This is a genomic window from Glycomyces tritici (assembly GCF_030403505.1).
In genome coordinates, this window is record NZ_JAUEMJ010000002.1 from 965,680 (window position 1) to 978,100 (window position 12,421).

General features: G+C 70.5%; 15 protein-coding genes. 9 read left to right on the plus strand and 6 right to left on the minus strand.

Annotation, left to right across the window (positions count from 1 at the left end; translation table 11 throughout):
- Window positions 1–447, plus strand: a complete 447-nt coding sequence (locus tag QWI33_RS09725) for a hypothetical protein (protein WP_289957048.1) — start codon at window positions 1–3, stop codon at window positions 445–447.
- Window positions 448–624: 177 nt separating this feature from the next.
- Here QWI33_RS09725 and QWI33_RS09730 read toward each other — a convergent pair whose 3' ends face one another.
- On the minus strand, window positions 625–1,470 hold the full coding sequence (locus tag QWI33_RS09730) for an aminoglycoside phosphotransferase family protein (RefSeq protein WP_289957049.1): 846 nt from the start codon (window positions 1,468–1,470) through the stop codon (window positions 625–627).
- A gap of 115 nt (window positions 1,471–1,585) precedes the next feature.
- Window positions 1,586–2,140: a TetR/AcrR family transcriptional regulator gene (locus QWI33_RS09735; RefSeq protein WP_289957050.1), complete on the minus strand. Its 555-nt coding sequence runs from the start codon at window positions 2,138–2,140 to the stop codon at window positions 1,586–1,588.
- Between the two features lie 85 nt (window positions 2,141–2,225).
- Here QWI33_RS09735 and QWI33_RS09740 point away from each other — a divergent pair, with 85 nt between their 5' ends.
- Complete coding sequence (locus QWI33_RS09740) at window positions 2,226–2,867, plus strand: FMN-dependent NADH-azoreductase (RefSeq protein ID WP_289957051.1); 642 nt, start codon at window positions 2,226–2,228, stop codon at window positions 2,865–2,867.
- Window positions 2,864–3,184 (plus strand): DMT family transporter, encoded by a 321-nt coding sequence (locus QWI33_RS09745; RefSeq protein WP_289957052.1) that lies wholly within the window; start codon window positions 2,864–2,866, stop codon window positions 3,182–3,184. Before QWI33_RS09740 ends, QWI33_RS09745 begins: the two co-directional genes overlap by 4 nt.
- 103 nt (window positions 3,185–3,287) lie before the next feature.
- Here QWI33_RS09745 and QWI33_RS09750 read toward each other — a convergent pair whose 3' ends face one another.
- Complete coding sequence (locus tag QWI33_RS09750) at window positions 3,288–3,434, minus strand: hypothetical protein (protein ID WP_289957053.1); 147 nt, start codon at window positions 3,432–3,434, stop codon at window positions 3,288–3,290.
- A gap of 247 nt (window positions 3,435–3,681) precedes the next feature.
- On the opposite strand from QWI33_RS09750, the gene QWI33_RS09755 reads away from it, so the two are divergent.
- On the plus strand, window positions 3,682–4,518 hold the full coding sequence (locus QWI33_RS09755; RefSeq protein ID WP_289957054.1) for a DUF6585 family protein: 837 nt from the start codon (window positions 3,682–3,684) through the stop codon (window positions 4,516–4,518).
- Between the two features lie 84 nt (window positions 4,519–4,602).
- On the opposite strand, the gene QWI33_RS09760 is transcribed toward QWI33_RS09755, so the two are convergent.
- Window positions 4,603–5,205, minus strand: a complete 603-nt coding sequence (locus QWI33_RS09760) for a hypothetical protein (RefSeq protein ID WP_289957055.1) — start codon at window positions 5,203–5,205, stop codon at window positions 4,603–4,605.
- A gap of 179 nt (window positions 5,206–5,384) precedes the next feature.
- Between QWI33_RS09760 and QWI33_RS09765 the strand changes: the two genes are divergently transcribed.
- The 4 genes from QWI33_RS09765 to QWI33_RS09780 all read left to right on the plus strand — a co-directional run bounded on the left by QWI33_RS09765 (window position 5,385) and on the right by QWI33_RS09780 (window position 9,929).
- On the plus strand, window positions 5,385–6,329 hold the full coding sequence (locus QWI33_RS09765) for a CPBP family intramembrane glutamic endopeptidase (RefSeq protein ID WP_289957056.1): 945 nt from the start codon (window positions 5,385–5,387) through the stop codon (window positions 6,327–6,329).
- A 62-nt stretch (window positions 6,330–6,391) separates the two neighbouring features.
- Window positions 6,392–7,093 carry a TioE family transcriptional regulator gene (locus QWI33_RS09770; RefSeq protein WP_289957058.1) on the plus strand — a complete coding sequence of 234 codons (702 nt, stop codon included), beginning with the start codon at window positions 6,392–6,394 and terminating at the stop codon, window positions 7,091–7,093.
- 126 nt (window positions 7,094–7,219) lie between these two features.
- The gene (locus QWI33_RS09775) at window positions 7,220–9,565 is read left to right on the plus strand and encodes an endo-1,4-beta-xylanase (protein ID WP_289957059.1); all 2,346 of its coding nucleotides are present in this window, start codon (window positions 7,220–7,222) and stop codon (window positions 9,563–9,565) included.
- An 88-nt stretch (window positions 9,566–9,653) separates the two neighbouring features.
- Complete coding sequence (locus tag QWI33_RS09780; RefSeq protein ID WP_289957060.1) at window positions 9,654–9,929, plus strand: DUF2277 domain-containing protein; 276 nt, start codon at window positions 9,654–9,656, stop codon at window positions 9,927–9,929.
- Between the two features lie 16 nt (window positions 9,930–9,945).
- Here the strand turns inward: QWI33_RS09780 and QWI33_RS09785 are convergent, their stop codons facing one another.
- Complete coding sequence (locus tag QWI33_RS09785) at window positions 9,946–10,893, minus strand: phosphotransferase family protein (RefSeq protein WP_289957061.1); 948 nt, start codon at window positions 10,891–10,893, stop codon at window positions 9,946–9,948.
- Between the two features lie 167 nt (window positions 10,894–11,060).
- Here QWI33_RS09785 and QWI33_RS09790 point away from each other — a divergent pair, with 167 nt between their 5' ends.
- Window positions 11,061–11,783: an SDR family NAD(P)-dependent oxidoreductase gene (locus QWI33_RS09790; protein WP_289957062.1), complete on the plus strand. Its 723-nt coding sequence runs from the start codon at window positions 11,061–11,063 to the stop codon at window positions 11,781–11,783.
- Between the two features lie 38 nt (window positions 11,784–11,821).
- Here QWI33_RS09790 and QWI33_RS09795 read toward each other — a convergent pair whose 3' ends face one another.
- Window positions 11,822–12,421 carry a dihydrofolate reductase family protein gene (locus QWI33_RS09795; protein ID WP_289957063.1) on the minus strand — a complete coding sequence of 200 codons (600 nt, stop codon included), beginning with the start codon at window positions 12,419–12,421 and terminating at the stop codon, window positions 11,822–11,824.

A 12,421-nucleotide genomic window follows, 5' to 3' on the forward strand; every position in this document is an offset into this window, starting at 1 on the left:
GTGAATCCTTTCGTCACCCGCAACCAGGTGCAGTCCCTGCAGGATGAAGTCCGCACGTTGACCCGTGAACAGCAGCGGACGAATCAATTGCTCGCCGAGCTCATCGAACGGCACGGGCAGGAGTCCGAGCGCCAGCGCCGCTCCTCTGAGCACGCGACCCGAATCAGCGGCAGTCTCTCGGCGATCGCGCTGTCTGTGGCGATGGTGGGCTTCGTGGTCGGTTTGCTGGCGGTGTTCACGACGCTGCCTGCTTCACCAGTGACCGTCGTCGGCATCATCACCGCGGGTACCGCGATACTCCTGCTCCTCGGTCTCGCCGCGCGCCAACTCCTGGTCGCAGCCCGGTCTCAAGAAGCGTTCAAAGCGGAGGATGACGCCGCGAGGGGCTCCTCGGCACAAGCCAGCTCCACCTCTAGCAAAGTGTTGTCCCGCAGGCCGTCTGCGTAAGAGCGGCAGGGTGGTCTGGCGTGGTCTGGCCGCCGCGGAGTAACGGGTTCTTCAACGTCCTCAAGTCAGAATCTGCCTATGGACGCACCACCCCGGAGTCCCTGGTCTCAAGTTGCGTCTCCAGGCGACGGAGCAGAACGGCCCCACCGGGAGGCGGGGCCGTTCGCTTGTTCGCGGTCAGCTCAGGATTCGTGCGAGGGCCGCTTCTGCTGCGGGCTTCCAGGTCGGTTTGCCGCCCGGTTGACCGCGTTCACCTGCGATGCCGATATCGCGTAGGACCAGGGCCTTGATGAGTGCCCGGCCGCGGGCACGGAGCACTGTGGGCTCATCGGCCGCCTTGTAGGCGTTGAAGAAGGGTTCGGCGCTGCCGTCGGGCAGCAGAATCCAGGTGGCGGCGAGGTCGACGGCGGGATCGCCTACGAAGACGTCGCCGAAGTCGATCACGCCCGCGAGGGCGCCGTCCTGAGCGACGACGTTGGCGGGGTGCAGGTCGCCGTGGAGCCACACGTCGGGCTGGTCCTGCTGGGGCGCTTCGAGGGCGGCCTGCCAGACGGCGCGGGCGCGGTCGGCGTCGACATCGGGGTGGCGGGCGAGTGCCTGCTGGAAGTGCTGGTTCATCGCGTCGAGGGGTGCGCCGCGGCCGTCGTTGGCGGGGTCGGCCGGGCCTTCGGTGTGGAGCGCGGTGAGGAATTCGGCGAGCGCGGTGGCCGATTCGGGGTCGGTGACGGGTGCGTAGTCGGCGGGCGTGCCGTGGACCCAGGTGGTGATGAGCCAGGTGTGCGGGAACCGTTCGGAGGGTCGGCCGAGTCGGGCGGGCACGGGAACCGGGAGCGGCAGGCGGGACGCGATGCCGGGAACCAGGCGGTGCTCTCGCTCCAGGAGTTCGGGGGCGCCTTCGTGGCGGGGGACGCGGACGGCGAGGTCGGGGCCGAGGCGCCACATCTGGTTGGACCAGCCGCCGTCCACCGCCTTGAGTTCGAGGCCGGCCAGGTCGGGGTGCTGCTCCTCTAGGAGGTCTAGCAACAGTTGCTCGTCGATCGCCCAGTCGCCCAATCGGATTCCCTTCGCTGCAATTTCGCGACCACCCTACCCGCGGCGGTTGCGGAACGAAGCCGTCCAGGCGGTCGCGGAGGCCCGCTCACGAGTGCAGGATTTCGGCGAGGCGGTCCAGCGCGGCTTTGATCTGGGCGAGCGAGAGGCCTTGGGCGCGTTGGTAGGTGAAGACCTCGGGGGCGAGGGGGGCGAGGAGGGTGTCGGCGAGGGCTTCGGGGGCGGGGACGTTCGCTGCTCGGAGCAGGGAGAGGACGTGGGCGCGCCAGAAGCCGTAGGCGCCGATCTCGAAGCGTCGGCCGCCCACTTCTGTGGCGAGGGCGAGGTTGCCGTGCGCTTCGAGGAGGTCGGCCATGGCGGCGTAGAAGGCGGCGAGGCGTTCGGCGGGCGGGGCACCGGGGCCGAGGGGCGGGGGGCCGGACATCAGGTCGTGCTGGAGGGCGGCCTCGTGCTCGTCGAGGAGGGCGACCGCGATGGAGGCGACATCGGGGTAGCGGCGGTAGAGGGTGCCTCGGCCGACGCCGGCGGCTTTCGCGATGTCGTCCATGGTGACCGCGCGCGGGTCCTTGGCCGCGAAGAGGTCGGCCGCGGCGGCGAGGACCTTGGTGCGGTTGCGGGCGGCGTCGGCGCGCTCGGGCTTCATGGTGGCGATCCTAACAGTAAGTGGACATGATGACCGGTTATGCTCGAATAAGTGGACATCGTGTCCGTTTATTTGAGGAGGAACCGTGCTCCTGCACCTCGACGCCAGCGCCCGCCGCAGTTCGTTCAGCCGCGAGGTCGGCGACACCGTCGCCGCCGCTTGGAAACTCGCCAACCCTGATGCGGTGTACGTGCACCGCGACCTCACCCTCGACCCGCCGCCGCCGATCGGCGAAGCCTGGACCGAGCTCTGCGACTACGTGCTGGAGCACCAGATCACCGACCCCGCAAGGTATGCGGAGGCCGTCCGCACCCCGGAGCAGGCCGAGGCGTGGGCGATCGTGCAGCCCCTCTTGGACGAACTGGTCGCGGCCGAGGCGGTCCTGATCGCCGCCCCGATGTACAACTTCTCGATTCCGGCCGTGCTGAAGGCCTGGATCGACCAGGTGACGTTCCCGCGGATGTCGTTGGCGGGCACCAAGTTCGTGGTCGCCTACGCTCGCGGAGGCGCGTACGGGCCGGGCAAGCCTCGCGAGCCGTTCGACCATCACGAGCGGTACCTCCGCGACTTCTTCGCCGGGCACTTCGCCGTGGAGGACGCCGTGTTCGTCGGCTCGGAGATGGTGAACGCGCTCATCGACCCGGCTCTGGCCGGGCGGCGGGACGAGCACGAGCATTCGAGGGCCGCAGCGGTGGCCGCGGCGGCGACGATCGGCGGTTCGCTGTGAGCTGGTGGATCCTGCTCGGGGCCGGCGTCGTTGAGATCGCCTGGGCCATGAGCATCAAGCCGACGGAAGGGTTCACCCGGCTCTGGCCGACGGCCCTTTCCCTGGTGCTGATGGCGCTCGCCGCGTTCCTGCTCGCGCTCGCCATCCGCGAACTCCCGACCGGCACCGCCTACGCGGTCTTCACCGGCATCGGCGCGGTCGGCGCGGTGGTGCTCGGCATCGTCCTCAACCGGGACCCGGTGACCGCGGGGCGCATCCTGGCTCTCGCGCTCATCGTCGGCGGGGTCGTCCTCGCCAAGATCACCTCGCCGGAATGACCGCGACTCGTCGCGAACGGAACGGGCCGCCCGATCACCAGGATCGGTCGGCCCTTCGCAAACCGAATGGATCTCAACGCCGCAGCGCCCTGCGTGCATGTGGTCAGAACGGCGCATCGATGCCCAGCGCGATGCTGGAACCGTCGGGGAACTCCAGCAGGTGGAAGAGACCCTCCTTGGAGCCCTTGGACTTCCTCTCGTCGCGCCCGTGGTCCCGGTACTCGCCCATCGTCAGCTCGAAAACCGGCACGGCGTTCACCGGGGCGAGTTCCCTGTCGTCCTCACCGCTGGTCCAATCCCCGGCAGGTTGCCGAGACTCAGCTACGTCGAGGTGTCGGCGTGGAGGCATGACCGAGTCGGGACGAACTCGTGCCCGCCGTTCCTAGCGTGCTCGGCGGTGGCGCGAGGGCCGGACGGTCCCGCGGCACCGGCCGACCCTCCGGACCCTCCGGAGCGCCCCGCGTCGGCCCCCACCAACGACCACGGGAGACCGAGCAATGCACTCGAACGCAGAACAGTTCCCGCACGGGGACCTGGCAGCCCAGGCGGGACTCGGGCGCTGGCAAGCCCAGTACCGGCCCCGGAAGGCCCCCATCGCGTTGTCGATGGGGATCGCCGGGGCGATCTACGTCGCGCTCGCGGCGTGCTTCATCGGCAGCGACCTCCTGGCGAACGGGTTCCTGCTGATCCTGTTCCTGGTGATCACCGCGTTCTTCGCGCTGGGCTTCGCGAACCTGGCGTACACGAAGCACAAGTCCGGGGCGGGCGACACGCTCGACTTCTTCGAGCACGGCCTGATCGTCAAGGGCCCCAAGACTCTCGTCTCGATCTTCACCTGGGACGACGCCAGGGCCTACCAGCGCCTCTTCCACTACCCGCAGACCGGACTCGTCACCTACAACTACCTCCTGGTCGGCCCGGAGGGGAACGCGATCAGCATCGGCGATCCGAAGGGCGCGGCGATGTCCGCCGCGGTCAACCTGGAGGCGAACCTCGACCGGTTCACGCTCGGCGCGGCGTTCGACGCACCCCAGGAATGGGGGCCGATCGTGCAGGAGCAGATCACGCGGGCGCAGCTGCCGAAGGTGCTGGCCGAGATCGATGCGGGCCGCCGGGTCGAGTTCGGCGGCCTCGCGCTCGACGCCCGGTCGCTCCAGGTCGACGGCCGCGCGGTCCCCTGGGGCGATCTCCAGGGGGTGTCCGTCAACGACGGCGTGGTGGCCTTCAAGATCGCCGGCCGCTTCCTGAAGGCGCGCCAGTCGGTCTACACGATCCCGAACTTCTTCGTCTTCAAGGCGGCGGTCCACTCGCGGACCGGACTGGCCTGGTCGTGAGCCCGGCTTTGCCGGGACAGGCCGGGCCTCTGCTGCGTCCCAGGCAGTCCGGTGGCTTGGGCGCCCGGGAGTGCGGTTCTTCGGTCAGTCGGCGTCGGGCTGGTTGGGGTCGTGGGCGGTGCGGTAGCGGCGCCGGCGGCGCGGCCGGGGGCGGGCCCGGCGCCGCACCTGCTGGATCTGGTCGATTTCGTACCGCAGGTACCAGGGCTCCCAGCCGCCCTGGCGGAACCATTGGCGGGCCGTGCGGGAGGCGAGGCCGCCCAGGACGCAGAGCGCGGTCAGTATCCACAGTGGTGAGACTATGAGGGCCCAGACCTCGCCGTAGGTGCGGACGACGGCGGCGATGCCGATCCAGGTGTTGAGCGGGACGAACACGACGGCGGCGGCCCGGGCCCACTTGCGGCCCAGGCCGAGGGCGAGGACCGCCATGACATAAGGGACGGTGTATACCACGAGCGCGGGCAGGACCACCGCCATGGGGAAGCTCGTGCCGATGTCGATGGCGGCCTCGACGTCGGAGAGGTACGGCACCCCGGCGGTCTCGCCCTTGACCCAGTTGAAGATCCGGGGGCCGATGCCGACGCTCACGCTGACCAGCATGAAGTACTGGAACACCAGCATGACCTGGGCGAGGTCGACGGAGTGCGGCTTGTCGTACAGCGCTTGCGGGTCGGGTGAGGTGGACATGTTCATGGGCGCTCCAGGACACGGGTACTTCAAGACTACGGCCGCAACGGAACCGTGTGGGGGTTCAGCCGCCGCTACTTTCGTCGAAAGCCGCTTCCGACGAAGGTCGCATCGGTCGGCGCGACAGATCGGTCTCGCAGGGGATGCGGCGCAAGGCAGTCGGCGCGACAGTGGATCCCATGAACGCAGCTCCGCCCGATCAGCGCCCGAGTCGCCCCGCCCTGGCGCTCCGCACGTTCGGCGCGTGGGCGGCGATGGGGATCGGGCTCGGTGTCGCCGGGCCGGTCTCGATGGCGATCGCCGACCAGACGGGGTTCGGGCGCACCGCCCGGCAGGCCGTCGGCGCGGTCGTCGTCAGCCTCATCGTCGTCTCCGTCGTTCTCTGGCTTCACGCCAGGCTCGACCGGCGGCCGTACGCCGCGCTCGGATTCGTCTCGGCCGTATCCGCAGTGCGGACGTTCGGCCTGGGGGTCGCGGTCACCGGTGGGGCGGCAGCGGTCGCGATCGTGCCCGCGGTCCTCGGTGGCTGGATCGCGTTCGGGTCGGTGGACTGGGGCGCACTGGCGGGGTTCCTCGTCGTCAACGCGTGCATCGCATTCGCGTTGGAGGCGCTTCCTGAGGAGCTCACCTTCCGCGGCTACATCTACGCCACCCTCAAGCGCCGGGGCGCCCGCCGGGCGCCGTTCTTCGTGACCACGGCGCTGTTCTGCCTGATCATGCTGCCGACCTCCGCTGCCGCCGCCGCGGCGACCATGCTGCTGGGCGGCGATCCCGACGGGGTCGCGTTCGCGCCGTCCGGGCAGGAGCCCGTCACCTACGTCCTGCTGCTCGCCTGCTTCGGAACGGCGCTGCTGGCGGCGCGGATCGCGACCGGGTCGCTCTGGACGTCCATGGCACTGCATTTGACGTTCCTGACGGTGAACCGGATCGTGTTCGCGGGCGAAGGCCGCGACACCGGAGTGCGGGTGGAGTCCGCACCTGATGCCGCCGTGCTCGTGCTGGCCTACCTGGTGCTCACGGCCGCCGCGTTCGGTGTACTCGCCCGCGTGCGCGGCCGGCGTGGCGGTCAGGTCGACCCGAGCCGGCGTCCGTCGGCCGTCGGGCCTGCCTCCACGTCTCCATGAGCGGCCGACCGGTCATCATCGCGCTGCGATCAGGGCGGCGGGTGCGCTAGAGTCTCGGACCTGTGGCCACGCTTCGACCTGCCGACCTCGCCCGCGAGCACGGGCTCTCGACCCAGGCGGTCCGCAACTACGAGCGCGAGGGCTTCCTCCCGGCGGCGGCGCGCACGCCCAGCGGGTACCGGGTCTACACCGAAATGCACGCGGCGGCGCTGCGCGCGTTCCTGGCGCTGGTGCCGGCGTACGGGCACGCCGCGGCGGGCCGGATCATGAAGGCGCTCAACGCAGGCGACCGCGAGGGCGCACTGGCGCTGATCGACCGCGGGCACCTGCGCCTCGTGCGCGACAGGGAGACCCTGGACGCGGTGCGCAGCGCGATCGGGCACCTCACGGCCGAGCCCGCGCCCGCGCGGTTCCACGGCCCGCCGCTCACGGTGGGCGAACTGGCGCGGCGGCTCGAGGTCACCGCTGCGACCGTCCGGAACTGGGAGGACGCCGGCATTCTCACTCCCGAACGCGATCCGGCCACCGGGTACCGATTGTTCCGGGACGAGGACGTGCGGGACGCCGAGCTCGCGCACCTGCTGCGGCGCGGCGACCACCCGCTGGAGCGCATCGCTGTGGTCGTCCGGCAGGTCCGCACCGCGGGCGGCACCGAGGAGCTGGCGCTCGCGCTCGAAGGCTGGAGCAGCAGGCTCACCGAGCGCGGCCTGGCGATGCTCGACGCGGCCGCGCACCTGAGCCGGTACCTGCAGCTCGCCGAGTGAGCACGCCGATTGACAAGCGTAGATATCCCACTTACCATGGCACCGTCATTCTCGGAAAGTTTCATGAAACTTCTCGAAACTTCCGAAGCTTTGTTTTTCCCTCCTCCGCAATGGAGCTGCCAAGCCATGGAACGTCACCCCCGCTCACGGCACCGGCGCCTGCGCGCCCTCGCCGCCGCAACCGGAGCGCTGGTCATCCCCGCCGCGCTCGCCCTCGGCCAACCGGCCGCCGCCCAAGACGACGGCACCGTCGTCCACACCTCGGACTTCGAGGACGGCACGGTCGGCGACTGGGCCCCGCGCGGCCCGGTCACCCTCGCCGTCGAAGACGGCGCCCTCCTCACCACCGGCCGCGCCGCCGACTGGAACGGCCCCGCCCTCGACATCACCGACTACATCGCCCCCGGTGGCGTGTACGAGATCTCGCTCGACGTCCGCCTCGCCGAAGGCAGCACCGGAGACAAGCTCAGCGCCACCGTCCAGCGCGAAGCCGGCGGCGAGACCGCCTACGACAGCCTCGTCTACCAGGCCGCCGCCGGCACCGAGTGGACCACCCTCAGCGGCGAATACAGCATCGCCGCGCCCGCCGACGCCCTCACCTTCTACGTCGAGGCCCCGGCCCCCGATGCCTCGTACCTGATCGACAACGTGCAGATCACCGAGCTCACCCCGCCCGGCGTCGACCCGAACATCCCCTCCCTCAAGGACGTCCTCGCCGACGACTTCCGCTTCGGCGCGGCCATCGACCCCCGCGACCTCGCCGCCCCCACCGGCGACCTGCTGAACAAGCACTTCAACCAGGTCACCGCCGAGAACCACATGAAGGTCGAGGCGATCCAGCCGACCGAGGGGACCTTCAACTTCGACGCCGCCGACGAACTCGTCGAGCACGCCGAAGCGAACGGCATGGAGGTCTACGGGCACACGTTCCTGTGGCACAGCCAGACCCCCGACTGGTGGTTCACCTACCCCGCCGGGCACCCGCAGGCCGGTGAGCCCCTCGGCAGCTCCGCCGAGGACCAGCAGATCATGCTCGACCGCCTCGAAGCGCACATCGGCGCCATCGCGGAGCACTACGGCGACCGCATCTGGGCCTGGGACGTCGTCAACGAGGTCATCAGCGACAACGCCGCCGAGGTCTACCGCGACAGCCGCTGGTTCCAGATCTTCGAAGGCCCCGAGTACATCTCGCACGCCTTCCGCATCGCCCGCGAAGAGCTCGACGCCGTCGGCGCCACCGACGTCGAGCTCTTCATCAACGACTACGGCACCGACAACCCGGCCAAGCGCGACAACCTCTACAACCTCGTCGCCGACATGCTCGCCGACGGCGTCCCCGTCGACGGCGTGGGCCACCAGACCCACATCAGCCTCAACACCCCCCTCGACAACATCGAGTCGAGCATCGACAAGTTCGCCGGACTCGGCGTCCTCCAGGCGGTGACCGAACTCGACGTCGCCATCGGCGCCCCCGTCGAGGGCGTGGAGTTCCCCGAGTACGAGGCCCGCATCGTCCAGCAGGGCCACTACTACCGCGACCTGTTCGCGATGCTCCGCGAGAAGGACCTCGAATCCGTGACCGTCTGGGGCCTGCACGACGGCCGCTCCTGGCTGCGCGGCTTCAACGGCACCCGCCCGCTGGAGTCCCCGCTGCCCTTCGACGACGACCTCCAGGCCAAGTGGGCCTACTGGGGCATCGTCGACCCCACCCGCCTCCCCGAGATCCCCGAAGAGCCCGAACCCGAGTACGCGCGGGTGCAGGTGCCCCGGGCCAAGAACGCGCCCGTGATCGACGGCGAGAAGGACAAGCCCTGGAAGAAGGCCGCCACGGTCGCCACCGACGTCCGCGTCGAAGGCGCCGAGGACGGCGCGAAGGCCGACGTCTCGCTCATGTGGGACGAGAACGCGATCTACGCCCTGTTCGAGGTCACCGACCCGAACCTCGACGAGAGCAGCGCCAACCCCTGGGAAGAGGACTCCGTCGAGGTGTTCCTCAACCCCGGCAACACCAAGTCGGGCGGGTACGACGACGCCGACGGCCAGTACCGCGTGAGCTTCACCAACGTCGTCACCTTGGGCGGCAACGGACCCGACGCGGGTGCGATCACCAGCGCCGCGGTGGCCACGAGCACCGGCTACCGGGTCGAGATCGCGATCGCGCTGGCCGACGGCCAGGGCGAGGTCGGCGCCGAGCACGGCCTCGACCTGCAGGTCAACGACGCCACCGACGGCGTGCGCACCGCCGCGCACACCTGGTACGACCCGACCGGCCAGTCCTGGAGCACCAACAAGATGTGGGGCATCGCCGAACTGGTCGAGAAGGTCAAGAACGACAACGGGAACGGCGGCGGCGGCAGCCTGCCGGTCACCGGCACCGGCCTCACGGTCGCCGTCGCCTCAGCCGCGGTCCTCGCGGTCGGCGGCACGCTCCTGGTGCTGCGGCAGCGCCGCGCCGCCAACTGGGGCGAGTAGCGCCATAGATAGACGACAGGGCGGGACCTCGCGGTCCCGCCCTCGTCGTCTCCGGCGCGATGTCGTACCACCGTGCCACCATTGGGGCATGTGCCGCAGTGTGAAGACCCTGTTCAACTTCGATCCGCCCGCCACGGAGGAGGAGGTCGGCGCCGCCGCGCTCCAGTACGTGCGCAAGATCAGCGGCTCGACCCATCCGTCCCAGGCCAACGAAGCGGCCTTCGAGGCGGCGGTGGCCGCGATCGCCGCCGCCACCCAGGAGCTGCTCGACAACCTGGTCACCACCGCGCCGCCGAAGGACCGGGAGGTCGAGGCGGCCAAGGCGAAGGCCCGCTCGGCCAAGCGCTTCGGCGCCGAGGCCTAGGTCCCAGGCGCCTTGCTCAACCGTTCGTGTCTCGTTCCGGCACGGGCTGCGGCAGCCCGAGGGCCGCTGCCAGCCAGGTCAGGTTGATCGACGCGAGTTCGAGGAATACGCGGCGGAGCCAGGTCGGCTGCTCGCTCACACAGGCGCGCTGCAGTGACGGCCCTGCGAGCCTCGCGATGAGGGGTGCGGGTTCGGTGCACACCTGCCACGGCGGCGGGCCGCCCTCCAGGTGCAGGGTGGGGAGCAGCTGCACGAGGTCGTGCAGCTCGTGGCCGGCACCGGCGTGCGACCAGTCGACGAGGCGGGCTTCGCGCTCCCCGGCGCCGCCGAGGAGGCACACGTTGTCGCTGCGGAAGTCGCCGTGCACCAGGCATGCGCCGAGGTCGAGCGCGGTGTCCGCCGCCGCGTCGACAGCGGTCAGGGTCTCGGCGTGCGCCTCGAGCCAGCCGGGGACGACGACGCCGAGGTCGACGAGCCGGTCGGCCAGTTCGATGACGCGCGGCCACTGCGGCCCCGGCCAGCTGGGAGTCCGCGGCAGCCGGGCAGGGAGCGGCGTTCGGCGCAGACGGTCGAGCGTGCGGCGGAGCGCGTCGATGTCGCCGGGGCGCCAGACCGTCGACGTGCCCCCGTTCGGGTTCTCGGCGCCGGCCGCGGGCCAGTAGGCGGCGGACAGGTCCTCCGTCACCAGCAGCGGCAGCCTGGTGCCGTCGTCCTGCCAGCCGAGCACCTCTGGGGTGAGGCCGGTGCCGCGCAGGTGGTCGAGGATGCGGTGCTCGTTGCGCAGCCAGCCCGCGATCTCCTCGGTCGTCGCACCCTTGGCGAACGCGGCGCTGCCGTCGCTGAACGTGACGATGAGCCGGTCCGCACCCGACATCCCGAACGCAGGTGCGCGCCATGCCGTCGCGGTCTTGCCGAGCAGCGATCCTGCCGTCCCGGCGATCTCGGGCGTTGCTGCAGCCGTCACGCCCCAGGTATAGCAGAACTGCTCGATGCGCCGCCGCCCCGCGTCACCACCGGCGAACCGGATCGCACGGCGCCGACCGCGTCCGAAACCGGCCTAAGACCGTCCGAGGATTCCCCCGCGAACGCATCGGTGAGAAGCTGAGGCTTCCACATACGGGAGGGGCGCTCATGCGGTTCGAGGGGTATCGGGTGGTCGTGACCGGCGCCGGCCGCGGCTTCGGCAGGAGCCTGGCGATCGCACTGGGCCGGGACGGCGCGGAGGTGTACCTCAGCGCCCGCGACTTCCAGGCGGCCGAATCGGTCGCAGAAGAAGTGCGGCACGCCGGCGGGCGGGCGCACGCGTTCGAGTGCGACCTGGCCGACCCCGAGTCGGTGCGCGAGTTCGCCACCACCGTCGGTGAGGTGGCCGACCGGATCGACGTGCTCGTCAACAACGGCGCGCCCTACCTGGACGCGGGCGGGTTCCTCGAAGCGGACGACGCGCAGATCGCCGCCACGATCGCGGCCGGCGCCACCGGCACGGTGCTCGCCACCAAGGCGCTCCTGCCGCTGCTGCTGCGCAGCCCGCGGCCGGACATCGTGACCATGGTGTCCGGGTGCGGCGAGTACGGCAACCACCGGTCCGAGGCGCACGAGGCGTTCTACGCCGCGAAGTCCGCGCAGGCCGGGTTCACCGAAGTGCTCTCAAAGCGCCTGCGGCCCCAAGGGGTCCGCGTCATCGCCCTGTACCCGCCGGACTTCGACGACACCGACCCGCTCGGCCCCGCATGGGACGCCGAACGCGCGGACGGCGACGCCCTCACCGCCCGCTCGGTCGCCGACTGCGTCATGTTCGCGATCGGGCAGCCGCGCGACTGCTACATCAAGTCGTTCTACTTCGAGCAGGCGTGAAAGGGGGCCGGACGAATCCGGCCCCCGAAACACACTGATCAGCGGATGCGGTCGTAGACCAGCGAGACCGTGCCGTCCTCGCCCGCATTCTGGCTCACCAGCGCCCACTGCCCTTCGGGCAGTTCACCGTCGAACAGGCGCGGGCCCTCGCCGAGGAACACCGGGAACAGCGTGATCGCCAGCCGGTCGACCTGGTCGGCGGCCAGGAGCGCCTTGATGACGCTCGCGCTGGCGAGCACCAGGATGTCCCCGCCCTCGGCGGCCTTGAGGTCCGCGACCGCTGCTGCGGTCGGCTTGTCCACGACCTCGGCCCGCTCCCAGGGGGCTTTCTCCAGTGTGGAGGAAAGGACCGTCTTGTCCACGTCGACGAGCCATTGCGCGAAGGCCTCGTCGCGGGGGTCGACGCCTTCGGCGCCGATCACGGTGGGCCAGAAGCCGAGGAAGCCTTCGGCGTTGACGCGGCCGAGCAAGGCGGTGGTCGCCGTTTCGTGCAGGGCGGCGAGGTGGTCGCGGGCGGCCTCCGAGATCGCGTACGGCATGACCCAGCCCATGTCGAGCGGGTTCGCCTTGGCGTAGCGGCCGTCGAGGGACAGGGCGGTGTTGGTGACGACTCGGCGGGTGTGCTGCTGCGTGTTCAT

Bases quoted from the DNA above. Each gene is read 5' to 3' on its own strand.
- QWI33_RS09790 (WP_289957062.1), top strand. From the start codon at position 11,061: ATGCGGTTCGAGGGGTATCGGGTGGTCGTGACCGGCGCCGGCCGCGGC.
- QWI33_RS09795 (WP_289957063.1), bottom strand. From the start codon at position 12,421: ATGAACACGCAGCAGCACACCCGCCGAGTCGTCACCAACACCGCCCTG.
- QWI33_RS09780 (WP_289957060.1), top strand. From the start codon at position 9,654: ATGTGCCGCAGTGTGAAGACCCTGTTCAACTTCGATCCGCCCGCCACG.
- QWI33_RS09755 (WP_289957054.1), top strand. From the start codon at position 3,682: ATGCACTCGAACGCAGAACAGTTCCCGCACGGGGACCTGGCAGCCCAG.
- QWI33_RS09775 (WP_289957059.1), top strand. From the start codon at position 7,220: ATGGAACGTCACCCCCGCTCACGGCACCGGCGCCTGCGCGCCCTCGCC.
- QWI33_RS09760 (WP_289957055.1), bottom strand. From the start codon at position 5,205: ATGTCCACCTCACCCGACCCGCAAGCGCTGTACGACAAGCCGCACTCC.
- QWI33_RS09735 (WP_289957050.1), bottom strand. From the start codon at position 2,140: ATGAAGCCCGAGCGCGCCGACGCCGCCCGCAACCGCACCAAGGTCCTC.
- QWI33_RS09765 (WP_289957056.1), top strand. From the start codon at position 5,385: ATGAACGCAGCTCCGCCCGATCAGCGCCCGAGTCGCCCCGCCCTGGCG.